Annotated in this window: 23 protein-coding genes, 1 tRNA gene and 4 pseudogenes; 20 read left to right on the plus strand and 8 right to left on the minus strand. The window is 37.4% G+C overall.

Translation table 11 applies throughout. From position 1 onward, the window contains the following. The first annotated feature begins 3 nt into the window (after positions 1–3). The 14 genes and pseudogenes from Q5W13_RS11405 (at position 4) to Q5W13_RS11470 (ending at position 11,113) form a co-directional block, all read left to right on the plus strand. Positions 4–447: a hypothetical protein gene (locus Q5W13_RS11405; protein ID WP_304446384.1), complete on the plus strand. Its 444-nt coding sequence runs from the start codon at positions 4–6 to the stop codon at positions 445–447. 10 nt (positions 448–457) lie between these two features. Next, positions 458–1,012, plus strand: a complete 555-nt coding sequence (ruvC, locus tag Q5W13_RS11410) for a crossover junction endodeoxyribonuclease RuvC (RefSeq protein ID WP_155594872.1) — start codon at positions 458–460, stop codon at positions 1,010–1,012. A gap of 66 nt (positions 1,013–1,078) precedes the next feature. Beyond that, positions 1,079–1,444, plus strand: a complete 366-nt coding sequence (locus Q5W13_RS11415) for a four helix bundle protein (RefSeq protein ID WP_155594871.1) — start codon at positions 1,079–1,081, stop codon at positions 1,442–1,444. A gap of 74 nt (positions 1,445–1,518) precedes the next feature. After that, positions 1,519–2,653, plus strand: a pseudogene (hemW, locus tag Q5W13_RS11420) (radical SAM family heme chaperone HemW). Between the two features lie 103 nt (positions 2,654–2,756). Then, entirely contained in the window at positions 2,757–3,524 is a 768-nt protein-coding gene (locus Q5W13_RS11425) for a cyclase family protein (RefSeq protein WP_304446385.1), read from the plus strand. Next, complete coding sequence (locus Q5W13_RS11430; protein ID WP_155594868.1) at positions 3,521–3,871, plus strand: DUF4260 domain-containing protein; 351 nt, start codon at positions 3,521–3,523, stop codon at positions 3,869–3,871. The genes Q5W13_RS11425 and Q5W13_RS11430 overlap by 4 nt, the downstream gene beginning before the upstream one ends. A gap of 2 nt (positions 3,872–3,873) precedes the next feature. After that, positions 3,874–4,497, plus strand: a complete 624-nt coding sequence (locus Q5W13_RS11435; RefSeq protein ID WP_304446386.1) for a DUF4230 domain-containing protein — start codon at positions 3,874–3,876, stop codon at positions 4,495–4,497. A gap of 27 nt (positions 4,498–4,524) precedes the next feature. After that, the gene (locus Q5W13_RS11440; RefSeq protein WP_155594866.1) at positions 4,525–4,923 is read left to right on the plus strand and encodes a Dabb family protein; all 399 of its coding nucleotides are present in this window, start codon (positions 4,525–4,527) and stop codon (positions 4,921–4,923) included. A gap of 4 nt (positions 4,924–4,927) precedes the next feature. Then, positions 4,928–5,479: a GNAT family N-acetyltransferase gene (locus Q5W13_RS11445; protein WP_304446387.1), complete on the plus strand. Its 552-nt coding sequence runs from the start codon at positions 4,928–4,930 to the stop codon at positions 5,477–5,479. Then, positions 5,479–5,837 (plus strand): annotated as a pseudogene (locus Q5W13_RS11450) (MmcQ/YjbR family DNA-binding protein). The gene Q5W13_RS11445 and the pseudogene Q5W13_RS11450 overlap by 1 nt, the downstream one beginning before the upstream one ends. 42 nt (positions 5,838–5,879) lie before the next feature. Beyond that, on the plus strand, positions 5,880–7,652 hold the full coding sequence (locus Q5W13_RS11455; protein WP_304446388.1) for a MutS-related protein: 1,773 nt from the start codon (positions 5,880–5,882) through the stop codon (positions 7,650–7,652). Between the two features lie 25 nt (positions 7,653–7,677). Then, positions 7,678–8,679, plus strand: a complete 1,002-nt coding sequence (locus tag Q5W13_RS11460; RefSeq protein WP_304446389.1) for a metal-dependent hydrolase — start codon at positions 7,678–7,680, stop codon at positions 8,677–8,679. A gap of 78 nt (positions 8,680–8,757) precedes the next feature. Further along, complete coding sequence (locus Q5W13_RS11465) at positions 8,758–10,578, plus strand: DUF5060 domain-containing protein (RefSeq protein ID WP_304446390.1); 1,821 nt, start codon at positions 8,758–8,760, stop codon at positions 10,576–10,578. Positions 10,579–10,765: 187 nt separating this feature from the next. Further along, a complete protein-coding gene (locus tag Q5W13_RS11470; RefSeq protein ID WP_155594861.1) occupies positions 10,766–11,113 on the plus strand; it encodes an Hpt domain-containing protein in 348 nt (115 codons plus the stop codon). 4 nt (positions 11,114–11,117) lie between these two features. Here the strand turns inward: Q5W13_RS11470 and Q5W13_RS11475 are convergent. Beyond that, a pseudogene (locus Q5W13_RS11475) lies at positions 11,118–12,217 on the minus strand (DUF4407 domain-containing protein). 317 nt (positions 12,218–12,534) lie between these two features. Here Q5W13_RS11475 and Q5W13_RS11480 point away from each other — a divergent pair. Next, complete coding sequence (locus tag Q5W13_RS11480) at positions 12,535–13,113, plus strand: PhnA domain-containing protein (protein WP_304446391.1); 579 nt, start codon at positions 12,535–12,537, stop codon at positions 13,111–13,113. Positions 13,114–13,154: 41 nt separating this feature from the next. Here the strand turns inward: Q5W13_RS11480 and Q5W13_RS11485 are convergent. Continuing rightward, positions 13,155–14,542: pseudogene (locus tag Q5W13_RS11485) on the minus strand (dipeptidase). Between the two features lie 114 nt (positions 14,543–14,656). On the opposite strand from Q5W13_RS11485, the gene Q5W13_RS11490 reads away from it, so the two are divergent. Then, positions 14,657–14,738 (plus strand) — tRNA-Leu (locus Q5W13_RS11490). A 206-nt stretch (positions 14,739–14,944) separates the two neighbouring features. Here the strand turns inward: Q5W13_RS11490 and Q5W13_RS11495 are convergent. Both Q5W13_RS11495 and pta read right to left on the minus strand, forming a co-directional pair. Beyond that, positions 14,945–16,129 (minus strand): acetate/propionate family kinase, encoded by a 1,185-nt coding sequence (locus Q5W13_RS11495; RefSeq protein ID WP_304446392.1) that lies wholly within the window; start codon positions 16,127–16,129, stop codon positions 14,945–14,947. A gap of 6 nt (positions 16,130–16,135) precedes the next feature. Further along, a complete protein-coding gene (gene pta / locus Q5W13_RS11500) occupies positions 16,136–18,223 on the minus strand; it encodes a phosphate acetyltransferase (RefSeq protein ID WP_304446393.1) in 2,088 nt (695 codons plus the stop codon). Between the two features lie 403 nt (positions 18,224–18,626). On the opposite strand from pta, the gene Q5W13_RS11505 reads away from it, so the two are divergent. The 3 genes from Q5W13_RS11505 to Q5W13_RS11515 are packed head-to-tail and all read left to right on the plus strand — an operon-like array spanning position 18,627 to position 21,923. Then, positions 18,627–19,178: a carboxylesterase family protein gene (locus Q5W13_RS11505; protein WP_304446394.1), complete on the plus strand. Its 552-nt coding sequence runs from the start codon at positions 18,627–18,629 to the stop codon at positions 19,176–19,178. A gap of 37 nt (positions 19,179–19,215) precedes the next feature. After that, positions 19,216–20,244 (plus strand): carboxylesterase family protein, encoded by a 1,029-nt coding sequence (locus Q5W13_RS11510; protein WP_304446395.1) that lies wholly within the window; start codon positions 19,216–19,218, stop codon positions 20,242–20,244. Between the two features lie 41 nt (positions 20,245–20,285). Beyond that, positions 20,286–21,923, plus strand: coding sequence for an ABC-F family ATP-binding cassette domain-containing protein (locus Q5W13_RS11515; RefSeq protein ID WP_304446396.1), 1,638 nt, complete (start codon positions 20,286–20,288; stop codon positions 21,921–21,923). Positions 21,924–21,973: 50 nt separating this feature from the next. On the opposite strand, the gene Q5W13_RS11520 is transcribed toward Q5W13_RS11515, so the two are convergent. Continuing rightward, positions 21,974–22,627 carry a fumarylacetoacetate hydrolase family protein gene (locus Q5W13_RS11520; protein WP_368662555.1) on the minus strand — a complete coding sequence of 218 codons (654 nt, stop codon included), beginning with the start codon at positions 22,625–22,627 and terminating at the stop codon, positions 21,974–21,976. Positions 22,628–22,702: 75 nt separating this feature from the next. Continuing rightward, the gene (locus Q5W13_RS11525; protein WP_304446397.1) at positions 22,703–23,176 is read right to left on the minus strand and encodes a hypothetical protein; all 474 of its coding nucleotides are present in this window, start codon (positions 23,174–23,176) and stop codon (positions 22,703–22,705) included. 348 nt (positions 23,177–23,524) lie between these two features. On the opposite strand from Q5W13_RS11525, the gene Q5W13_RS11530 reads away from it, so the two are divergent. Then, positions 23,525–24,355, plus strand: coding sequence for a sugar phosphate isomerase/epimerase family protein (locus tag Q5W13_RS11530; RefSeq protein ID WP_304446398.1), 831 nt, complete (start codon positions 23,525–23,527; stop codon positions 24,353–24,355). A 390-nt stretch (positions 24,356–24,745) separates the two neighbouring features. Here the strand turns inward: Q5W13_RS11530 and Q5W13_RS24975 are convergent, their stop codons facing one another. Beyond that, positions 24,746–25,489: a 3-deoxy-D-manno-octulosonic acid transferase gene (locus Q5W13_RS24975; protein ID WP_368662531.1), complete on the minus strand. Its 744-nt coding sequence runs from the start codon at positions 25,487–25,489 to the stop codon at positions 24,746–24,748. A 16-nt stretch (positions 25,490–25,505) separates the two neighbouring features. After that, complete coding sequence (locus tag Q5W13_RS24980) at positions 25,506–25,991, minus strand: 3-deoxy-D-manno-octulosonic acid transferase (RefSeq protein ID WP_368662532.1); 486 nt, start codon at positions 25,989–25,991, stop codon at positions 25,506–25,508. Between the last annotated feature and the right edge of the window lie 19 nt (positions 25,992–26,010).

The following is a 26,010-nucleotide window of genomic DNA, read 5'->3' on the forward strand; positions in this document are numbered from 1 at the left end:
TTTTTGTTCCTGCTTACGGCATGCAATTGGTCGGCTTCAAGGGAAGAGAAAACTCAAGAATTGGTCAACAAAGAAATACTAAGTATTGATTGGGAAGATGTTGATCAATATCCTCTTTTTGCCGATTGCGATGAAACTGCCTCTAAGCAAGAGCAGAAACAATGCTTTATGGCAACGCTATTGAAACACTTTTCAAAAACACTCGAAGAATCGGATTTTGTGGTGCAAGAAGCAGTGAAAGACACTATTTTTGTCGACTTTTTAATGGAGGCTTCAGGAGCAATCTCTCTTTTAAATATTGATAAAGGAGATATAACAGAAACTCAACTTCTTGGTTTTGACAAGCAGATTGAAAATTGCCTAAACGGTTTACCCAAAATTGAACCCGCATTAAAAAGAGGCATTCCCGTTAGGGCAAAATTTAGAATCCCTATAGTACTTCAATAAAACAAATTATTTGGCAACGGAAAAAATTATACTCGGTATTGATCCAGGTACTACTATTATGGGCTTCGGTGTCATAAAAGTGGTAGGTAAAAAAATGGAGTTCGTTCAAATGAACGAACTGATGCTCAAAAAATACAGCGACCATTACGTAAAACTAAAGCTCATTTTTGAACGCACCATAGAACTTATTGATACGTATCATCCTGATGAAATAGCTATTGAGGCCCCATTCTTTGGCAAAAACGTACAATCTATGCTTAAACTAGGTCGTGCCCAAGGTGTGGCCATGGCAGCAGGACTCTCGCGTGAAATTCCCATAACGGAATATTTGCCAAAGAAAATAAAAATGGCCGTAACTGGTAATGGTAATGCCAGTAAAGAACAAGTGGCCAAAATGCTACAAAGTGTACTGGGACTAAAAACACTACCTAAAAATTTAGATAGTACAGATGGTCTTGCTGCTGCCGTTTGTCATTTCTACAACCAGGGAAGGGTAGATGTTGGTAAAGGGTATTCTGGTTGGGATGCTTTTGTAAAACAGAATAGTTCAAGAGTGAAGAAGTAGGATGCTGGTTTTGTGGTTAGTGAGCAGTATTCAGTAGGCAGTAATTGGTTTTTAGAATAGAATTATATGAGGTTTCAAGATTTATTGGCTTATAAAAAGTCCTTTGCTTTAGCAATGCGGATTTTTGAGATATCGAAAACATTTCCTAAAACCGAGACATATTCTTTGACCGATCAGATTAGAAGGTCTTCACGAAGTGTTAGTGCCAATATTGCAGAAGCTTATCGTAAGCGACTTTATCCTAAACATTTTATTAGTAAGTTAACTGATAGTGATGCGGAAAATTCGGAAACACAAACATGGCTAGAATTTTCTTTAGCATGTAAATATATAGATGAGAAAACTTTTAGTGAGTGTGTAGCGCAAAGTGATGAAGTTGGGAAATTAATTCAATATATGATGCGAAACCCAGCCAATTTTGGAGCAAAATAGAACACTGAACACTGAACACTGAACACTGAACACTGAACACTGAACACTGAACACTGAACACTGAACACTGAAACATGAGCGGAATCTACATTCACATCCCTTTTTGTAAACAGGCATGTCATTATTGCGATTTTCATTTCTCTACTTCAATGGGGAAGAAAGAGGCAATGGTTGCTGCTTTGCAGAAGGAACTCTTATTACGTAAAGACGAGTTTAAGGATGAGGTGGTAGAAACTATATATTTTGGAGGAGGAACGCCCAGTATGCTGGAAACTGAGGAAATACAGTCTATTATTGATTCGGTTTATGAGAATTATGACGTTTCTGAAAATCCTGAAATTACCTTGGAGGCGAACCCGGATGATTTATCAACGGAGAAAATAATTGCCCTTTCTAAAAGTCCCGTTAATCGTTTAAGTATAGGTATTCAATCTTTCTTTGAAGAAGATTTAAAACTTATGAATCGTGCACATAACGCTATTGAAGCGGAAAACTGTATAAGGGAAGCAACCGCCTATTTTGATAATATTTCCATCGATTTGATTTACGGCGTGCCGGACATGACAAACGAGCGATGGAAAGAAAATATAGATAAAGTGCTTTCTTTTAGGATTCCTCATATTTCTAGTTATGCCCTAACCGTTGAGCCGCATACGGCACTAGCAAGTTTTATAAAAAAAGGCTTGGTAAAAAACGTAGACGATGAGGTAGCACAGGCACATTTTCATATTCTTTCCGAAACTTTGGAGGCTGCTGGTTTTGAAAGTTATGAGATATCTAACTTTGGAAAGCCAAGGTTATTTCTCAAGAAACAATACAGCTTACTGGCAACAGAAAAAGTACCTAGGTATTGGTCCGTCTGCACACTCGTATGATGGTGTGCGTAGAGGGTGGAACATCAATAATAATCCCAAATATTTGAAGTCGATAGAAAAAGGAGAACTTCCTATGGAAACAGAGACCTTATCTGTTACCGATACTTACAATGAATATGTGATGACCGGTTTGCGTACCATTTGGGGAGTATCGCTTTCAAAAATTGAATCTGATTTTGGTGAGAAATACCATGAATATGCTTTAATGCAGGCAGAGAAGCACCTGAAAGATGAATTATTGCATATTAAAGATGATACGCTACTGACCACTAAAAAGGGGCGTTTTTTAGCCGACGGTCTCGCATCCGACCTTTTTATGGTAAATTTGAAGTAGAAACCAAAGTAAAAATAGGCGCAAGCGTTAGTCGCCGAATACGGTCATCTGGCTTTTTATTATCTACGAGCCAAAGTCGTTTTTAAAAATAGAATACATTTTTATGATTGCCACTATAAAACATAGGACAAAAAATTACCCAATAGACCTTTCTAAACCTTTAGATATTTCAGTAGCTATTAAAGGTGGAGAGGAAAATGTAAACGCATGGTATGTTGCGCCTCCAAAAATTGAGGCTCACGAAGAATCAGGTTTTGTAGGTAAAGTGTCGGAAGGGGCTTCCATCAATTTTAATGATATTTCATTTAATCCGCATGCTCATGGTACACATACGGAATGTGTGGGGCATATTACCGAAGAATTTCACTCGGTCAATAAAAATTTAAAGCAATATTTCTTTCTGTCTGAAGTAGTTACCGTGGCGCCAGAGTTGGTTAATGATGATTTTGTGATTTCTAAAAAGCAACTGAAGTACGCTTTGGGGAACAAAAAACGGGAAGCAGTCGTTATCCGTACGTTGCCTAACATGAAGCAAAAAAAGTCAAGACAATACTCGCATTCAAACCCTCCATATTTAACACAAGAAGCAGCTGATTTTTTGGTGGAAAAAGGAGTGAATCACTTACTTGTAGATCTTCCTTCTGTAGATAAAGAAAAAGATAATGGGGCGTTAGTAGCTCACAAGGCATTTTGGAACTTTAATGGTAAACTTCGTAAGAACGCTACAATAACGGAATTTATTTATGTGGCAAACTCTATTGAGGACGGAACCTATATTCTAAACCTGCAGGTGGCTCCTTTTGAAAACGATGCCAGTCCCAGTAGGCCTGTGCTTTATAGGGTTATTCAAAATAAAGTCACTCCTAAATGATAAAGTTGCTAAAGGTTGAGGAGTTGGTTATGTTCTTTTTTGGGATGTATCTTTTTAGTCTTTTGCCTTATGCATGGTGGTGGTTTTTAGTATTACTTTTAACGCCAGATATAGGCATGTTAGGATATCTTTTAGGGAATAAGGCAGGAGCTATAGGGTACAATATTTTTCATCATAAAGGCATTGCTCTTGTCATATATTTAATTGGGGCGTATCTTTCGGAACCTATATTGCAGTTGGTTGGGATTGTTTTATTTTCGCATGCTGCAATGGATCGTGTTTTTGGTTATGGCCTTAAATATGACAAAGGATTTAAATTTACCCACTTAGGGGAAATAGGAAAATAAAAATGGATAATATCTTCGATACTTTTTTGGGTCTGATTTTAGGTGCTATCTTAATGTATTGGGTGTATTCTCTTTTTAGACAAAGGCAAAATAAAGAATTGACCAAACACCAATCTACAGTACTTGTTGATAAAATACAGAGTGTATGCAAATTGGTTTCTGTAGAAGGAGATTTTGCAGAAATCTACCGCTATGAGAATATTAAGGAGCGGTTCATGAGTTTGGTGAGCAGTAAGAAAAAAGCCTTATTAGTCATAAATGCCAAAGCCCATATTGGTTATGACCTTAAAAAGGTAAAAATCAAAGCGGACAATGAGAACAAAAAAATAATTCTAACTCATTTTCCAGAGCCAGAAATTTTATCCATAGAACCAGATATTCAGTTTTATGATATTCAGAGTGGCATGTTTAATTTCTTTTCTTCAGAAGATTTAACGTTGCTCAATAAAGAGGCTAAACAACATATTCGCGAAAAAATTCCTCAAAGCGGATTGATGCAAACGGCCAAAAAGGAAGCCATTCAAGCAGTCCTGCTTATTGAAAAAATAGTGGAGACCATTGGTTGGAAATTAGATTATACTGCTTTAGAGATTACGGCAAAGCAAAAAGAAATGCTGGAAGATTAATTCATTTATAAAATTCAAACCATAATTATGAGAACACTTACCCTTGCAATATTATTTTTAACACTTGCCATTACCGCTAATGGCCAAACAAAGAATGACATGAGAGAATTTGATCCCAATTTTGCCCATACCGTATTTTTCTGGTTTAAAAACCCGGATAACAAAGCAGACCGTGCCGCTTTTGAAAAGTCGCTACAGAAATTTTTGGATAACTCGGAATATGCAAAAACCAGCTTTATTGGTATGCCACCAAAAGCTAGTCGTGATGTGGTAGATGGGTCGTTTACTTATTCGCTAATCGTAACTTTTGAATCTGCGGAAGCACAACAAAACTACCAAGATGAGGCACCTCATAAAGTGTTTATTGAAGAGTCTAGTGCTTTATGGGACAAAGTAATTGTTTACGACTCAAAGGGCGTGCAATAAACCTATGATTGCATACAGGTCTGCTGTGTTGGCAGATGCCATGGCAATTGCTCAATTACATGCTAAAAGTTGGCAAGAAAATTATCGCGGAGCATTCAGTGACGTTTACTTAGATGATTTAGCACTTTCTGAGCGCCAACAGGTGTGGCGTAAAAGACTTGAGAATCCTATTTCAGAACAACGGGTAGTCGTTGCGGATAGCAATGGTATCATTGTAGGTTTTGCCTGTATTTTCATATCAGATCATGCTGTCTATGGTACTCTATTAGATAATCTTCATGTTTCAAAAGATGTCCAGGGCTTGGGTGTCGGTAGACACTTAATGTCTTTGGTTGCTAAAGAGGTGTTGAAGAACCCATCCAGCTTAGGTATGTATTTATGGGTACTTGAGAACAACAAGGCAGCACAAGGATTTTACGATTCTTGTGGCGGTGAAAGACTAGAGACTGTAGAAGGTACTGATATAGGCGATAAACCAATTTTGAAAGTTAGATACTATTGGTCATCAATGGAGAAGTTGATAAGGACTAACAAGCAAAAGAACGATTTAAAATGATGAACGTTGAGCTTTTTCGTGAGTATTGCATTGCCAAAAAAGGAGTAACCGAAGAGTTTCCTTTTGATGAGAAAACCTTGGTGTTTAAAGTCATGGGCAAGATGTTTTCCCTTTGTGCGTTAGAGCGTCTTCCTTCTCAAGTAAATCTTAAATGTGATCCGGAGAGGGCTATTGAACTTCGTGAAGAGTTTGATCAATATCATACCTTGGCTATCATATGAGCAAAGTACACTGGAATACGCTGCTGTTGGATAGTCTGCCACCTAAACTAATCACTGAACTCATAGACCATTCTTATGATTTGGTTATTTCCAAATTCACTAAAAAGCTTAAAGCGGAGTATGATGCACTTTCGTGAATCATTTCGTAGTATTTTTATTTAAAATTCTTGTCGGGTATTATGCAGCAATTAAAATCTTTTTATAGTGGTGAAATTGAAAAATACACCAAAGAATTATCTCAAATAAAGAAACAGCTCTTTGCTTCAAGTATGTTGCGTTTAGCCATATTTGGTTTGGCAGGCTTTGCTATATATTGGTTTTTTGGTGATGCCAAATGGGTTATGGGCGTAATATTGGTCACCGTTGTGCTTTTTCTCTTTTTAGTAACGAGACATGCAACGCTCCAGTACAAACGAGATAGGTTATTGGCTTTGCTAGATATTAACCAAACGGAATTGAAAGTATTAGATCGTGACTTTCACGATTTACCGGAAGGCGATGAGTTTAAAGACCCCTTACATTATTTCAGTCAAGATATAGATCTTTTTGGTAGAGGGTCATTTTTTCAGTACGCCAACCGTACAGCCTTAAAACAAGGAGCTGAGACTTTTGCTGGTTTGTTTAAAGCGAATACCATAGATGGGATTGAAAAGAAACAAGAAGCCATTAAAGAATTAGGGAAAATGCCCGAGTGGCGGCAGAATTTTTCTGCAATAGCTTCTTTAACGCAAGCAGAAGGCAAGACGGATACTATTGTAAATTGGCTAACGAACTACGTTCCTTTCGTGCCTAAAATAATGCGTTATTTACCTCTAGTTTTTTCAGCAATTTCTGTGATTCTGTTTGCACTTTATTTTCTAGATCTGGCACCAGAGTCGGCCTTGGTGGTTTGGCTTGTGGTGGGTATGGGTGTTACCGGAATGTATATGAAGAAAATCACTAATTTGGGTGGTGATGCTTCAAAAGTACAGAGCACTTTTCAGCAGTATAATAAGTTATTGAACTTAATAGAGGAAACTGAATTTACTTCGGATTATTTAAAAGAATTACGAGGTAATGTGCTTAGAGATAAGGAAAAAACGTCTTTGATTATAGCTCAATTTTCAAAGCAATTGAACAGTTTAGATAAGAATAACAACATCATTTATCTCTTTTTTGGTAATGGCTTTTTTCTACGAACATTAACGCATTGCTACGAGATTGAAAAATGGATTGCCAAACACGGGGCTTTTGTAGAAAAATGGTTTGATACCATCGCGTTTTTTGATGCCTACAATAGCTTGGGTAATTTTACTTTTAATCATCCTGAGTACAACTTTCCGAATATTAATAATGACGCAGCAGTTCTTAAATCCATTGGAGCAGGTCACCCTTTGCTAAATCCAGAAAAGAGTGTTTTGAATGATTTTGTAATAGAACGCGAACAGTTTTTTATCGTTACCGGAGCCAATATGGCGGGTAAGAGTACGTTCTTACGGACAGTTTCATTACAAATCGTTATGGCTAATATGGGACTTCCACTTTGCGCCAAGAAGGTAGACTATTCGCCTATTAAATTGATTACAAGTATGCGTACGACGGATTCATTAACGGATGACGAATCATACTTCTTTTCAGAATTAAAACGATTGAAATTTATTGTTGATGAAATTCAGGAAGACCGCTATTTTATTGTTTTAGATGAAATCCTTAAAGGAACCAATAGTACAGATAAGGCAGAAGGAAGCCGCAAGTTTGTTGAGCGATTGGTTGCTTCTAAATCTACAGGGATTATTGCTACTCACGATTTAAGTTTATGTGAAGTGGCCAATACTTTACCACAAGTAGAGAACCATTATTTTGATGCAGAAATCATTAATGATGAGCTTCATTTTGATTATAAGTTTAAAGATGGCATTTGTCAGAATATGAATGCATCGTTCTTATTGAAGAAGATGCAAATTGTAGAATAAGAATAGTTTAAACGATAGTCAATAAATGGATTCATTAACTCAAATAGTATTAGGTGCTGCTGTCGGTGAAGCCGTTTTAGGAAAGAAGGTAGGTAACAAAGCCATGCTGTATGGGGCTATTGCAGGTACCATTCCTGACTTGGATGTTATTGCGCGTTTCTTTTTTGATACCGTTACCGCAACGGAAATGCATCGGGGTTTTAGTCACTCTATTTTCTTTTCCATACTCTTTGCGCCAATATTTGGTTGGCTAATTTCCAAAATTGAACGGAAGAGTGAGGCTACTTTTAAGGATTGGTCTTGGTTAATGTTTTGGGGCCTTTTTACGCACCCCGTTCTAGATACATTTACCACTTGGGGCACTCAATTGTTTTGGCCTCTTAAAATCCGATTGGCATTTCAGAATATTTTCGTCATAGACCCTCTGTACACCGTACCTTTTATTGTTTTTCTGATTATGGCCATGCGCCAACCTAAAACATCGCCAAAACGAAAAAGATACAATAGGTTGGGGTTAACGGTTAGTACGGCATATTTGGTAACCTCTTTAATTCTAAAGTGGTTTGCATACGGAGAGTTTGTGCATAGTTTAGAAATACATGGTGTAACCTATGAAAGTTTAGATACCCGCCCCGCACCATTTAATACCATTTTATGGACTGCTAATGTAGATGCTGGCGATGCCTATTTAATAGGGGATTATTCTTTTTTTGATACCGAGGATATCAAGTTTACATCCTATCCTAAAAACCATCAACTTTTGGGTGATTTACAATCTGATGATAAAGTAAAACGACTCATTGGTATAACCGAAGGTTGGTATACCATATCTGAAAAGGATGGTAAGCTCTTCTTTAACGACCTTCGTTTTGGGCTTATAAGTTTAGACCCAAAAGAGACACAATTCGCCTTTACTTATGAACTTGAGCCAACTGAAAACGGACTTGCAGTTCATGAAATGCCAAAAACCCGAGTAGATGCCAAACGGTTGCTAAATGCACTATGGCTTCGGATATGGGGCAATTAGTTAAATTGTAATCTACGTGTTAGAACTGTTCGCTATTTAACTATTTTTAAAGTATTAATTCATTAAAACCACCTCAACTTGAAAAAACTTCTATACCTAATTGCGTGCGCTTTTCTCCTTGTTTCATGTACAGAAAAAGAGAAGGAGGAAAAGCTAACGGAATACCAAAGATGGCATACGATCACTTTATCTTTTGAAGGTCCTGAAACTTCAGAAAAAGCAGATGATAATCCGTTTTTAAATTATCGTTTAAACGTTGAGTTCACTAACGGTGCCAAAACGTATAAGGTTCGTGGTTTTTATGCTGCAGACGGAGATGCCGGAGAGAGTAGTGCTGAAAAAGGTAAAATTTGGCAAGCGCGTTTTTCTCCGAGTGAAATGGGGGAATGGAGCTATTCCGCAACTTTGCAACATGGAGATTCCATCGCGCTTTCTAATGATAAATTACAGGGTGAAGAGATAAGTTTGACCAATTCTATGGGTAAGTTTAATGTAGTGGCATCAGATAAGAAAAGTCCAGATTTTAGATCAAAAGGACGGTTGGTGAATTCAAAAGGATATTTCCAATTTCAAGATTCTGGTGAGTATTGGATAAAAGGAGGTGCAGATAGTCCTGAAAACCTTTTAGGCTATGAAGATTTTGATGGTACCTACCGTATGCAAAGTTCGGAGAGTAAAGGGGAAGCCAAGACAGATGAACAGCTACATCGTTACGCGCCCCATTTAGAAGATTGGAACAATGGTGACCCAACGTGGAAAGAAGGCAAAGGGAAGGCGCTTATTGGCGCGTTGAACTATTTATCCTCTAAGGGAATGAACGTGGCATATTTCTTAACGTTAAATATTCTTGGCGATGGAAAAGATGTTTGGCCTTATGCCAACCCTGATGATTTTACCCGTTTTGACGTTAGTAAATTAGAGCAATGGGAAATAGTCTTCAAACATATGCAGGCAAAGGGCATATTGTTACATATGGTGCTGCAGGAAACGGAGAACGAAACTATGTTAGATAAGGGTGACACAGGTCCTATGCGCCAATTGTATCTTCGTGAGCTTATGGCACGTTTTGGCCACCATTTGGCCATGAATTTCAATTTAGGAGAAGAGAACGGTTATGCAGAATTTACACCTGTCTCACAGAACGATGCACAACGTAGAGCTATGACTTCTTTTCTTAAAGAAATAGACCCTTATAACCATCCTGTACTTTTACATACCCATAGCCATGAACCGGCCCGTGCAAACATTTTGGATTCAATAGTCGGTTTTAAGGATTTGGATGGAATTTCCTTACAGGTAGACAAACGAGAAGGAGCTGCTGAGGTAGTGGAAACTTGGAAGACAAAAGCACGCAAAGCAGGTCATGAATGGATGATTACTATGGATGAGATAGGTATGTGGCATACCGGTGCACGTTCAGATTCATTAGATGGCAATCATGATTCATTACGGCGTTATGTGCTCTGGGGAACTTTATTGTCCGGTGCTGCAGGTGTGGAGTGGTATTTTGGAGCTAATAATACCTACCATGACCTTAATACGGAAGATTGGCGTACCAGAGACCGCTTATGGGAAGTGACCAAACATGCCTTAGACTTTTTTCAGGAGAATTTACCTTATTGGGAGATGCAGGCCCAGCATAGTTTAATCAATTCTAAAGAGGCCTATTGTTACCGGAAAGAAGGAGAGGTCTATGCAGTTTATTTACCTAAGAAAGGTAACTATAGTATAGATTTGAGTGAAACCGAAGGTAATTTTGAAGTAAGTTGGTTTGATCCACTCAATGGTGGAAGTCTACAACCGGGTTCCGTTTTAAAAGTAAAAGGGGGTAGTAAAGTTGATATGGGTACACCTCCTAAGGACAAAGAACAAGATTGGATCGTGCTGATAAAGCGATAGAGCAATTGGAATAAAATCTGATATTTTGACGATAATTCAAAGCTTTTTTACAAACAAACATCTTTTAATTAGCTGATGATGTATTCTTTTGACTGTTTCACAACAAACAAAAAAATAACCGTACTATAATTCTTACCTTTATTTACTCTGAAGTACGAACAGGTAAGCTTAAATAGAGGCGGATTTTATGAAGGATTTTGATAGCTATAAAGGGGAAAGGCCAAGCTTAAACTACGTGGAAAACCTCGTAGGGGCTCGTGATGCTGAATTTGAGCAAAAGTTCGTAACCCTTCTGAAATCTGAGTTTTCTTGGGATCTTGGTAAATATCTCTATCATATAAAATTGGACGAACCGCGAGCTGCAGCAGAAATCGTTCACAAATTAAAATACAAAATCAGTGTCTTAGGCATGGAAAAGACATTCATTTTTGCCGAAGAGCATAAAGAACGTTTACATGCAGGAGATGCCAGTCTTGATGAAGACTTTAAAAAGATTCTAAAAAGGATAAATGTCTTTCTTGATCTACTAGATTAAGACCTTATAATTGCTTCACTTGAATATCGCGGAAAGCATCGGCCTGTAGTTTTAATAATTCTTCTGCTTTTTTCTTTTTATAGGCGTATACCTCTTCTTCTCTTTTTATTTCATTATAAATCTTTTCGTTCAATGCCGTATCGGCCAACAGCATTTGTTCGCGTTGCTGTATTTTTTGTCGTGCCCAAGTATTTACCATACTTTCTTCTTCCTCTAACTTAATATCATAAGTACCTTTTGGTGATAATAGTTTAGCGATAATCGGAGAGGTTTCAATTGCCAAAAACAATAGAAATATAAAGAACGAAGGCCACCAAGGTAGCTCGTTCAACGCATTGATGCGTGCCATAAGTCCGTCAAAACCATCTATTACGGGTTGTGAATTTTTAACCACATCAGAATACTCCGCATTTAAAGTAGAAATCTGATTTTCGATGACTTTGATTTTCTGGTTGTTATTCTCTTTTAATTGCTGAAGCTCGGCCAAGGCTGCATCGTGTTTCTGTCGTTTTTCTTCATAAACAGGTCCTTTGCCTAACTTTAGAGTACCGGAAGTACCTTCTGCTTCTGTAATATAAGTGCTGTAAAGTGTATTGGTTTCCGCTTCTTTGGTAGTGATTTCACTTTTTAAAACACCAATAGCAGTATTCAGCTTTTCTATGTTTGGAGTGTACTGTAAAGCCAACTGGTTTTTATTCGTCAATGTCATTTCATTTTTTTGCTCCAATAGAACTTGATTGATTTCCTTTTCAAAAATTTTCATTTCCAAAGGTTTTGAGATGACCACAGCAATGATGATGGCCAATACAAGACGAGGTGCCGCTTGTAAAAGCTCATTGCCAAAACTGTTTCGTTTTTTTATGGTGGAGACAATAAAGCGGTCTAGATTAAAAATCAAAAGCCCCCAAATGAGACCAAAGAAAGTAGCCGTGTATACATTGTCAAAAACCGTATAAAGCGCATAACTACTGGCAATAAATGCCATGAGAGCCGTAAAGAATACGGTTGCGCCAATACCGGCGTATTTGTTCTGTTCGCCTTGTGAACAGGTTTTTAGATGGAGGTGTCCGCCCCCGAGCAGAGGATAAAAAATTGCTGTACCATGATGTCCGATTTTTTTTGATGACACCCATAAATGGGCTGATTGATGGTGAATATGACGTAAGTTACCTTTTTTAGTTACAGGGTGTTAGGGGTTAATTTGTGGTTTAACATTAATTTTTAGTCTAAAAAACTCTTCTTGCGTTAGGGATAGAAGTGAAAAGCGCGTATTTGCTTTTCTGCAAAACGTACTTGCAACGTATAGCCCGCCCCGTTTTTTATACGGGGAACGCCCTTTTTAAACTTACTGGTATAAAAGTCTAGTGTCCGTAGGCCTTATTATGGTTGAAAACTTTAAATTTGGTCTATATTTAATAGTTATGAGTGTACTTGAAGAATTGACGAATAGAAGTGGTAATACATGTGAACTATGTGGTGCCACAAATGAACTGAATGTGTATGAGGTGCCACCTGTTTCTACGGGAGGTATTGATGGCAGCATTTTGGCTTGTGCTACGTGTACTGGCCAGATTGAAAACCCGGAAACTACTGATGCTAACCATTGGCGTTGTTTAAACGATAGTATGTGGAGCGAATATGATGCCGTGAAGGTGGTGGCTTGGCGTATGCTTTCTCGTTTAAAATCTGAAGGATGGCCTAAAGATCTGTTGGATATGATCTATTTGGAGCCAGAGGCTTTGAACTGGGCGAAAGCTACTGGTGAAGGTCTTGCGGAAAGTGAGAAAATCATTCACAGAGATGTTAATGGTGTTATTTTAGAAAACGGTGACAGCGTTGTATTGATAAAAGATCTAAAAATAAAAGGGTCTAGTAAGGTTGCCAAGCAAGGTACAGCGGTTCGTAGAATTTCCTTAGACCGCGAGAATGCGGAATATATTGAAGGTAAAGTAGGACCGACTATGACGGTTATCATTACCAAATACGTTAAAAAAATATAAATAAAAAGGGGAATCAGTTTTAGTTGATTCCCCTTTTTATTTTACTTATTCATTTCTGTAAAGTGCTGATAGAAATAAGGTATGGTCTCAATACCTTTTAAGTAGTTCCAAACTCCAAAATGCTCGTTTGGCGAGTGTATGGCATCGCTATCTAAGCCAAAGCCCATTAGAATAGTCTTACTTTTTAATTCTTTCTCAAATAACGCTACAATAGGAATACTGCCGCCACTACGTTGTGGAATAGGTTTTTTGCCAAAAGTAGTTTCGTATGCTTTAGACGCTGCTTTGTAACCGATGGTGTCAATAGGTGTAACATACCCTTGCCCACCATGATGAGGTGTTACTTTTACGGTAACTCCTTTAGGCGCTATACTTTCAAAATGAGTTTTGAATAACTGTGTAATGTCTTGCCAATCTTGGTTAGGAACTAAACGCATAGATATTTTTGCATAGGCTTTACTTGCTATTACCGTTTTTGCGCCTTCGCCTATGTAACCGCCCCAAATTCCGTTTACATCTAGCGTAGGGCGTATGCTATTACGTTCATTGGTACTATATCCATTTTCACCATCTACGGATGTAATGTTCAGTGCTTTTTGATAGGCATCTAAGCTGAAGGGTGCTTTTGCCATTTCTGCGCGTTCATCTTTAGAGAGGTCTTCTACTTTGTCATAAAAACTATAATGGTAATATGATTGTTTTCATCATGAAGCGAAGCAATCATTTTGGTTAAAGCGTTTATAGGATTCGCTACGGCACCACCATAAAGTCCGGAGTGTAAATCCCTATTTGGGCCAGTAACCTCTACCTCTACATAGCTAAGGCCTCTTAAGCCGGTAGTTATTGAAGGAACATCGTTCGCAATCATACCGGTATCAGAAATTAGAATGATATCATTAGCTAGTTTTTCGTGGTTATTGGCAACAAAAACGGCTAGGTTGTTACTGCCAACTTCTTCTTCGCCTTCAATCATGAATTTTACATTACAAGGCAATTGGTTGGTTTTTACCATGAATTCCAATGCCTTTACGTGCATATACATCTGGCCTTTGTCATCACAAGCACCGCGTGCAAATATGGCACCTTCAGGATGTGTATCTGTTTTTTTGATAACAGGTTCGAACGGAGGCGAGTTCCAAAGGTCTATTGGATCAGCCGGTTGAACGTCATAATGACCATATACCAGAACTGTAGGTAGGGAAGGGTCAATTATTTTTTCGCCGTAGACAATTGGGTAACCTTCTGTCTCGCAAATTTCGACCGTGTCGCAACCTGCATTTTCTAGCGCAGTCTTTACTGCTTCTGAGGTGTCGATTACGTCTTGAGAGAAGGCGGAGTCGGCACTTACAGAAGGAATACGCAATAATTGTATGAGTTCATCTAAGAACCTTTCTTTGTTTTTTGAAATGTAATCTTGTACGTTTTGCATGGAGCAAATTTAGGGTGTATTTTAAAAATACAAAAAAGAACGTTTTTAAATGACGGAAAGTTTAGAGAATTGAAAATTTGCATTATATTTGCATCCCAATTTGATATTGGAAATGCAGGCGTGGTGGAATTGGTAGACACGCTAGACTTAGGATCTAGTGCCGCAAGGTGTGAGAGTTCGAGTCTCTCCGCCTGTACAACGAGAAGCCTTTCAGGAAACTGAGAGGCTTTTTTTATGGAGTGTTTTTAAATATTAGACATAATAAGGAGAGATGTGAAGTCTCTATATAAGTATAACGATAAAACCCTCTCAGAGCATTGAAAGGGTTTTGTTATTTTGAAAGAAATAGTATTTTCTATAATCTGTGCAAACACAAGTCTTGTTTTCCACAAAAGTTAGTGCTTACGCCTCCAACGCATAAGTTTGTCTAGCTATTTCTAATTCCTCATTAGTAGGCACAACAAGAATTTTAACTTGTGATTCATCTTTCTGAACCTCAAAAATAGACGAACTTCTTTGATTGTTTTTTTGATCATCAATGTGAAGTCCTAATGCCTCCATGTCTTTACAGGCCATTTCTCTAAGTACACTTGAGTTTTCACCTATACCTCCAGTAAAGAGTATGGCGTCCACGCCGTTGAGCACGGCAATATAAGTACCAATAAACTTTTTAATGCGATAGGCGGTCATAGCTAATGCCAATTGGCAATCTTTGTTTCCTTCTTCTGCGCCATTTTGTATTTCGCGTAAATCGGAATATCCCGTAAGGCCTAAAAGTCCACTTTGTTTCTGTAACAAATAGTTGACTTCTTCAGAAGTCATTCCTAAACTATTCATAAGATGGAAAATTACGGAATGGTCTATATCCCCACTACGTGTACCCATAATAAGTCCGTTCGTAGGGCTAAAGCCAAGGGAATGGTCTATACTCTTACCGTCTTTTATAGCTGTAGCACTACAACCATTACCTAGGTGGATACTTATAATTTTGTTCGCTGGTTTTTTTAAATAGGCAATAGCCTGTTCCGAAACATATTTGTGACTAGTACCATGAAAGCCATATACGCGAATACGGTTTTCATCCGCGAGTTCTTTAGGAATTGCATAGCGGTATGCTTTTTCAGGCATGGTTTGATGATAGGCCGTATCAAAAATAGCAACCTGTTCTGCATTTTTAAACATATCTATGGCTACTCTAATGCCGGTTGCGTTCGCAGGATTATGGAGCGGAGCTATAGAGCTAAGTCGTTCTATCTCTGCTACTACGCCTTCATCAATTTTGGTGGGTTGATCAAACTTACTCCCACCATGCACTACACGATGTGCAACAACATCAATTTCATCTGGATGCTTCAGGATACCATGAATATCATGCATCAATAAATTGGTGATTGCCCGTAAACCTTCTTTATGGTCTGCAAGAGTCAATGACTCCACATGAGATTTTTCTTTGGCAGTATAATGTACTTTACCGTTATCAAGTCCGATACGCTCCACCAAACCTTTACAAATAATTTCTTCGGAAGGCATTTCAATCACTTGAAATTTTATTGAGGAACTCCCTGAATTGACAATCAAAATCTGCATAGTTATTTATTTTTCTTGTGCTTGGATAGCAGTTACGATTACTGTATTAAAAACATCTTCTACCGTACAACCTCTACTTAAATCGTTTACGGGTTTATTAAGACCCTGTAACATTGGACCGATTGCTACGGCTCCAGTTTCTCTTTGTACCGCTTTATAGGTGTTGTTTCCTGTATTTAAATCTGGGAATATTAAGACGGATGCTTGTCCTGCAACCTCAGAATTGGGGAGTTTACTTTTTCCGATTAACGGGTCTACTGCCGCATCATATTGTATAGGCCCTTCAATCTGTAATTCAGGATTCGATTTCTTTACGAGTTCAGTTGCCAATCTCACCTTGTCTACATCATCCCCTTTTCCTGAACTACCGGAAGAATAAGATAACATGGCAATTTTAGCTCTAATTCCAAAAGCCTCAGCGGAAGCTGCGGACGAGATAGCAATCTCTGCCAATTGTTCTGCCGTTGGATTAGGGTTAATGGCGCAATCACCAAAGACGGAAACTCTATTTTCTAAACACATAAAAAATACAGAGGATACTACTTTTATCCTTGGCTTGGTTTTTACGAATTGTAATGCCGGGCGTATGGTATGTTGTGTGGTGTGGACGGCTCCTGAAACCATACCGTCTGCATCTCCTTGGTATACCATCATGGTGCCAAAGTAAGAAACGTCTAACATAGAATCTCTTGCAATGTCCATATTTACACCTTTATGCTTTCTTAATTCATAAAAAGTGTTGGCATAGCTTTCAAAATTTGGTGCGCTTCCCGGGTCAAGTATAGACAGATGAGAAAGGTCAAAACCTAACTGCATAGCTTTCTTTTCAATCTTTTCTTTATTCCCTAAAAGCGTTATTTTAACAATACCCAAAGCACTCAACTCGCTAGCAGCTTCAATGATTCTATCGTCTTCACCTTCTGGAAGAACAATGTGTTTTTTAGAAGTTTTGGCGCGTTGTACTAAGTTATACTGAAACATTCTTGGCGTAGTGCCTTTAGCCTCATAAGTTTTTAATCGCTCTAGTAATAATTCGCCATCAATATAAGAGTTGAAAAGTGAAATTGAAGTTGCGATTTTTTGTTTGCTTTCCGGGTAAATCCTAGATTTAATATTTCCTACGGCATTGGTGGTGTCAAATGTGCCTTGTTTTACAGAAATTATGGGTACGTGGGTTTCAAAACCTTCTAATAGTTTCAAAATGGAAGGTTCCGGAATAATACCTCCGGTCAATACAATCCCTGAAATAGTTGGGTAGTTGTCAGATAGGTTGGCATGTAAAGCACCTAATATAATGTCTGAGCGGTCTCCTGGAGTAATCATAAGGCTATTCTCATGCAAGTGAGTTAGGTAATTATGTAGTTGCATAGCACCCACGCCAAAACTTCCGGTTTGGTTATTTAAGCTTTCCGCGCCAAAAAGAACCTCTCCATTAAGAGCTTTCAAAATTTCGCGAATAGTTGGGTGAGATAGATTTGAAACTCTAGGAACGGCAAATACAACTGTTTTGTCTTTAAGCTCAAGATTCAACCTCTTATTTACTATATCTATATTCTCTGGCCGGAGCTTGTTTGCTACCACGCCAATTAGTTCAATATCTTTTTTAATATAGGTATTAACGGCAGAACCAAGGTTGCCACAAAATTCCTCTAAACTATTGCCTTTGGCATTATCTATTAGAATAACGGGAATACCAAGATTTTTGGCAATATCTATGTTTAAATCAAATTCAATTACGCTTCCGTCACTAGAGAAATCACTTCCTTCTACGAGGATAAAATCAAACCGTTGCTCAAGTTCTTTGTACTTAGATATAATAGAGTCAAGAATGTCTCCTTTTCTTCCATCGTTGAACATTTCAACCATCTGACTTTGGGTAAGAGCGTAAGCATCTTCTACCGGAATATCCAAATCAAAATGAGAAAGTACAGTGTTTATATGGTTGTCGATTTCGCCTTCTTCAACATCGCTAATTACTGGTCTGAAATAGCCAACTTTTGCCATTTTTCCAAGTAAAAGTTGCATCAAACCAAGTACAACTATGGACTTACCACTATGAGATTCTAAAGCAGCAACATAAAGTGCTTTTGTCATAACTTTAATTGTTTATTAATAATATGATTTTTGTCATTGAAATTGCCGAAAAGCGTTTAAAATAGGGGTAAATACAGCTATTTTAAAGTTCATTTACCATAATTTACAAGTTAAGTCCTTTTTAATAATTTAACATTATTTTTATTAAAAATCAGTTGGAAATTTGGTCGTTTATCAATTTTGAATCGTATAAATTCAGCTAATTAATGAGGTTAATTATTTTCTTTTTCGCTTGTTCTTTTTTATATGGAAAAGCATTGAAATTTGAATAGAAAAATATAGGTTCTATACTCAAAATAAGGAGGCGCATTGAAGAGGAGATTTGTTTTTTCCTTACATTGGACATAATTGTAATTTACAATTACGGAGCACAAGAATAACAACTCAACATACACTCAATAAAATGAAAAAAATTAGCATCACTTTGGTCTCTTTTGGAATTATCCTTTTCACAAACTTTTTAAGTGCTCAGTCAGAAATACGTACAGGAGAAAATATTGCCGTAACAAATACCAATTCCGGAAAAGTCCGCGGATATATTGAAAAAGGGATTTTTACTTATAAGGGAATACCCTATGCTACGGCAAAACGATTTGAAGCCGCACAAAAAACAGAATCTTGGGAAGGCATAAGAAGTTCAACCATGTTTGGCGCAGTAGCTCCGTTGGTGACACCAACTACATCGGTACAAGATGAAGCTGAATTTGTTTTTGATCATGATTGGGGGTATGCCAATGAAGATTGCTTGAATCTAAATGTTTGGACACCAGGTATTGATGATGGTAAAAAAAGACCTGTAATGTTTTGGATTCATGGCGGTGGGTTTACAGCTGGCTCAAGTCATGAATTACCATCTTACGACGGGGCCAATTTGAGTAAAAAGGGTGATGTTGTGGTGGTATCTATCAATCACCGTTTAAACGTTTTAGGGTTTCTGGATTTATCCGCCTGGTGATAAATACAAGCATTCAGCCAATAACAGTATTTCTGATATGGTTATTGCCTTGGAATGGGTGCGGGATAATATTTCAAACTTTGGAGGAGACCCAAATAATGTAACCATTTTTGGACAATCTGGAGGAGGGGCAAAGGTAAATACCCTCATGGCAATGCCTAAGGCTAATGGTTTGTTTCATAAAGCAGTCAATCAAAGTGGTTCTTTTAGAACAGCCTTATTAGAAAAAGAGGTTACTCAGAATGTAGCTAAAGAGACTATTTCTATTTTAGGGTTGAATGCTGCAACTATGGATAGTATTCAAAACATTCCTTTTCAGATCTTGGCAGACGCTAGTAGTAAGGCGCTAAAAGTAGTGGAAGGAAAAATGAAAGCGGAAGGAAAATCTATTATTGGTTTTGGGTTGAATTGGGGACCAAGTAAAGATGGCGTTGTTTTGCCGTATCAGGTAAATTCTTCGGAGGCGTTGGCACTTTCAAAAGATATTCCCTTATTAATCGGAACTGCTAAAAATGAATTTGCACCTTTTGCCAATATGCGTTTCGTAGGAGCTTCTGATGAAACCATAATCAATCATATTAAGGAGACGTATAAGGAAAAGGCTGAGGATTATATTAAAGCGGTTAAAAAAGCTTATCCAGAAGATACAGCGGCTAAAGATTTGCTGGATGTAGATACTATGTTCAGGCCTGGGGCAGTGGCTGAGGCTAATTTTAAATCCAGTTTAAAAGATGGTGCGCCCGTATTTATGTACCTCTTTACATGGCAATCTCCCGTTTTTGACGGGAAATATAAAGCATTGCATTGTATGGAACTTCCGTTTGTATTTGACAATATTAATCTTGCAAATCAGATGACGGGTGGTGGACAAGAAGCCCATGTCTTAGCTGATAAAATGAGTCAAGCTTGGATAAATTTTGCCAAAAACGGAAACCCCAATCATTCTGGACTACCGGATTGGCCAGCCTACAATAGTACTAATACCGCTACAATGCATTTTAATACTACCAGTGTTGTAAAACCACAGTTGGATAAAGAACTTTTTGAACTGGTAAAAGGAAACTAACCATTTCTTATTGCTAGTTTTGCATTTTTAAATTCAGCAACATGATTTCAGTAGATAATTTAGCGGTAGAATTTAGTGGTACTACCTTGTTCAGTGATGTTTCTTTTGTAATTAACCCTACAGATAAGATTGCCCTTATGGGTAAGAATGGAGCTGGGAAATCTACAATGATGAAAATAATTGCTGGGGAGCAAAAAGGTACACGTGGAAATGTACGCGTACCTAAAGATGCCGTTATTGCATATCTTCCGCAGCACTTGTTAACTGAAGATGATTGTACCGTTTTTGAGGAAGCAGCTAAAGCTTTTAAGCACGTTTTTACCATGCGTGATGAAATGGAAAGACTCAATAAAGAACTGGAAACCAGAACCGATTATGAGAGTGATGCATACATGTCTATCATAGAAAAGGTTTCTGATCTTGGTGAAAAATATTATGCTCTAGAAGATATTAATTATGATTCTGAAGTAGAAAAGGCGTTAAAGGGATTGGGTTTTAAGCAGGAAGATTTCACCAGACAAACTAACGAATTTAGTGGTGGTTGGCGAATGCGTATAGAATTGGCCAAAATTCTGTTGCAAAAGCCAGACCTTATTTTGCTAGATGAACCTACTAACCATATTGATATTGAATCGGTTATTTGGTTAGAAGATTTTTTATTGAACAAAGCAGATGCGGTAATGGTAATTTCTCATGATAGAGCATTTATCGATAATATTACCAATCGTACTATAGAGGTTACCATGGGTAGGATTTATGATTATAAAGCCAACTACTCCCATTACCTACAATTACGAGAAGACCGTAGGTCTCATCAAATTAAAGCATATCAAGAACAACAGAAATATATAGCTGATAATATGGCCTTTATTGAACGATTTAAAGGCACGTATTCAAAAACCAATCAGGTTACGTCGCGTGAGCGAATGCTGGAGAAATTGAAGATTATTGAAATTGATGAAGTAGATACGTCATCCTTGAGATTGAGTTTTCCACCTTCACCGCGTTCTGGAGATTACCCTGTAACAGTTGAAGCTGTTTCTAAATCTTATGAAAACCATATTGTTTTCAAGGACGCCAACATGTCTATCGCTAGAGGAGAAAAAGTTTCTTTTGTTGGTAGGAATGGCGAGGGTAAATCAACAATGATCAAAGCTATCTTGGGGGAGATTCCTGTAGAAGGTACTTGCCAATTAGGACATAATGTCAAAGTTGGATATTTTGCGCAAAACCAAGCTTCGCTACTAGATCCAGACCTTACTATTTTTCAAACTGTAGATGAGGTTGCTTTTGGTGATATCCGTAACCAGATAAAGAATATTTTAGGTAGGTTCATGTTTAGTGGTGATGATATCGATAAAAAAGTAAGTATGCTTTCTGGTGGAGAAAAAACTAGACTAGCTATGGTTAAATTGTTATTAGAACCAGTGAATCTTTTGATATTAGATGAACCTACGAATCATTTAGATTTAAAATCAAAAGATGTTCTAAAGGAAGCATTATCAACCTATGACGGGACTTTAATTTTGGTGTCTCACGATCGTGATTTTCTACAAGGACTATCTGAAAAAGTATTTGAGTTTAAGAACCAGAGGGTAATTGAACACTTTGAAACTATTGATGCTTTCTTAGAGCGAAACAGAATTAAAAGTATTGCAGAGATAAACTTAATGAAGTAACGGGTAGCTAATTAAACTAACTCTGCACTTCTATTTTTAACTTACCTAGTCTAAAATTTCTTAGAATTTCTTTTTAAGATATAGTTGGTGAAAGCACCAATGCCAAATTTCCATTTTGGTATGTTATCGCACGTATTGGACCAGTTAGTAAGTGTGCCCAAATGCGATGCTGAAATAGTTATTTGGTCACCCTTTTTATGAGTAAAGCCTAATCCTTTTTTATTACGGTCTGCCGTAGGAACAAACATCGTGCCTAAGAAAAGCACAAATCCGTCTGGGTATTGATGGTTTTTGCCAATTACCTGTGCTACTAAGTCTTCTGGAGCACGGCTTATTTCCTTCATATTATTGCTTCCAGATGTAGTGAAACCATCCTTTCCTGCCATGGAAAACTGCACATTAGATTTTTTTATATCATCTAGGGTAAACTTCTCATCGAACAAACGGAACATAGGGCCAATGGCGCAAGAACCATTCTGATCTTTTGCTTCACCTAGGAGTAATGCGCTCCGGCCTTCATAATCACGAAGATTTACATCGTTGCCCAAGGTAGCTCCCATTATTTTACCAGAAGATGCTACGGCTAGCACAATTTCTGGTTCAGGATTATTCCATTTAGAACTTTTTAAAACCCCTATCTCAGCTCCAAATCCAACAGCGGATAAAGGTTGCGCTTTAGTAAAGATTTCGGCATTTTTTCCAATACCTACTTCAAGGTATTGAGACCATAGTCCCTTTTTTTGTAATTCTTTCTTTAACTTTTTAGTCTCTGGAGAGCCTTATGGTACCACTTTGCTCAAATCCTTACCTAACGAAGCGGATATGGTTTTGCGTAGGGCCTTTGCTGCATTAGCATCTCCTTTGGCTTGTTCTTCAATAACCCTTTCCAGTAAACTTTTAACGAAGGTTACTCCACATGCTTTAATAGCCTGAATATCATTTGGAGCGATTAAATAAGGAAGATTTGGATTTTGATTGAAATACAAAGAGTTTTTCAATATGTCTGCTAGGTTACCAAGTTTAGGTAAATCCTTTAAAGCTTTTAAGGTAGCAACCGGATTCTTGCTATTTATTAATTCGCTAGTGGAATTGTAATGCGCAGAAAGGTCATAAACTTTTCCTTTGGTAGCCAAGACTACATGAGGTCCGGCTATGCCGTTATGCGCTTTTTTTGCAGGAACCATGCACCTGCCTATCCATGTACCTTTTTCTGCTAACTGCGGAATAAGGTGATTCAAGTCAATATATTTCATTTTGTACTGTTGTTGGTCATTTAAAATACGAATTATAAGCTAGTTTGGATGTTTGGTTTTTTGTATTGAAACTGGGAGTTATGTTAAGGTATTCCTTATCTAATTGCAGAAAGTTTAAAAGTGTTATATATTTAATGACCTTATTATGATTATTTCGTAATTTTTGAAAGATGTAAAAAATCGCTTTAAGGTGTTTGTAAATAGACAGTTAAAGTGAATTTGTTTATTATTTTAAGAACAATCCCACTAGGTGATTTTATTTGTGGATAACACAGTCAAAAGAAGTTCAATAGCAGATCATAATCTTAAGACCAAAATCGACTAAAAACCAAAATACAAACAAAATATATGAAAGCAAACAGAAGAAATTTTTTAAAGCTCACATCTGCAGGTGTATTGGGTCTGGGGGCTCTCTCCTTTCCTAGCGCTGTAAACGCTGCAACTTTGAAAGAAAATGGTAATACTCTAAAATCCGATTTGAAGCTTGGGGTTGCTTCATATACCCTTCGGGAATTTACACGAGAAAAGGCCTTGGATATGACGCTGAGGTGCGGTTTAAATCGTATTACATTCAAGAGTATGCATTTACCGCTAGATTCGGGTGCGCACACGATAAAAAGTGCAGTTGCCGAATGTAAAGAGAAAGGTGTAGCTTTTTATGGTGCTGGTGTTATTTATATGACAACTGAAGAAGAGGTAGACCAAGCTTTTGAATATGCTAAAATGGCGGAGCTTGATATGATTGTAGGTGTGCCTAGTCATAACCTTCTAGATTATGTAGAGAAAAAGGTAAAATCATATGATATTAAACTTGCCATTCATAATCATGGACCAGGTGATAAGGTATACCCAAGTGCAGAAAGTGCTTATGTAAAAATTAAAGACAGGGATAAGCGAATGGGGCTATGTGTAGATATAGGGCATACGCAACGTATAAAAAGAAATCCTTCACAGGATGTGACCCAGTTCTTTGATAGGGTCTTTGATATTCATTTAAAAGATGTAACGGCTTCAGAGCTAGATGGACAAACCTGTATTATTGGTCGTGGTGTTATAGACTTTCCTGCTTTTCTAAAAACAGTTTCAAAGTTAAATTACAAAGGAACTTTAGCTTTGGAATATGAAGCAGAAGGGGATGACCCTTTACCTGAGTATGATGGAATCAATTGGCTACATTAAAGGAGTAATAGCTACTTTGTAATAAATTAAAAGGCCCTCTATGAGGGCCTTTTTTATGCTTGGTCAATTAAATTTTTTCATGGAGTTACAAAATTCCGATTAAATCTAAAACGAGAGCTACCGGTACTGCTAATAGAATAAATATATAGGCAGGCAATCATAAGTCGAAGAAATCCATTGAGTATTTTTACTCCGCCACTTAGTTGTTGTTCCATTTGTATTAGGTTTCCTTAAATTTAAGAAATTAATAAATACAAACCTTAATTTTTGCTAAATAATTGACTTAACTATCTCATGTTTAGTATATTCATCAGTTGAACTGTTCAAAAAAACGATGAAGTGTAATTTGCATTCAGTAGAAAAATACTGATTTTATTAAACAAGCCTTTGTTAAGATTTTTGGATGAGCTCTTTAATGTGGTTCATTATTTCTTGGCTAGCACCTTTGTTTTTGGAAATATACGTAGCATTTATTTCACCAGTCTTTTTTCTATAGTCTGGACTATCTAGAAATTTCTTTAAAAGCTCACCAAAAGTCCATTGATCTTTTATTGGAGAGATACCTTTTTGTTTCACTAAATCCTCCGCTTCTTTAAAACCGTCATAGTTTGGTCCTATAATAACGGGAATGCCAAAAACGGCAGGTTCTAAGGTGTTATGTAGTCCTGTGGAAAACCCACCGCCTACATACGCTATATCTGCGTAGCTATAAATTTTTGTCAAAAGACCAATAGTATCAATTATCAAAACATCATAATCGCGCAAATTATTACTATCAATTTTTGAGTAAAGTGTGGTCCTTTTGGTAAATGCCCCTGCAAGCCCTAAAATTTTATCTTTTTTAATGGTATGTGGTGCCAGTACATATTTTAAATTCTTAGGAGCGTGATTAATATGGTCTATTAATATAGCTTCATCCTCAGGCCATGTGCTTCCTGCAACAAAACAAAGTTTGTCATTTTTAAAAGCTTCCATGAAATCTAAGCTATTATCTCGATCCAGGATTTCAGAAACACGGTCTAGGCGAGTATCTCCGCTTACCTGTGCATTCTTTATGCCTATGGATTCTAACAATTTTTTTGAATTCTCATCTTGAACAAAATAGTTAGAGAATTTACGAAGGGTACTTCTCATAAATCCGCCGTAAGCTTTAAAATACCTTATGGCTTTTATTAAAGATGGCGGAAATTAAAATAGATGGAACTTTATTCTTTTCCAACGCTTTCATGTAGTTGGGCCAAATTTCATATTTAACAAAAATGGCAATATCAGGATGTACCGTTTTTACAAAATGAGCAGCATTCTTCTTCGTGTCCATAGGAAGGTATGCAACTACATCTGCCGCAGAAGTATTTTTTTTCACTTCATATCCGGATGGGGAGAAGAAGGTAAGTACAATTTTATGGGCAGGGTATTCGTTCTTAAGTTTTTCAATAATAGGAAGCCCCTGTTCAAACTCGCCTAATGATGCGGCATGAACCCAAAGAGTTTTGTCATCTTTGGAAATGGCATTATCAAGTAGGTAGAAGGAATGCTTTCGGCCGTTAACGAACAGCTTTAGTTTAGAATTAAAAAGAGCCAGAATTTTCAGGAAGAACCAAGAAATCTGAACAATCACATTATAGATGCTGTGCACTGATTCATATTTTGGGCTA

Origin of the sequence: Zobellia laminariae (assembly GCF_030553095.1) — a bacterium.
GTDB lineage: Bacteria > Bacteroidota > Bacteroidia > Flavobacteriales > Flavobacteriaceae > Zobellia > Zobellia laminariae.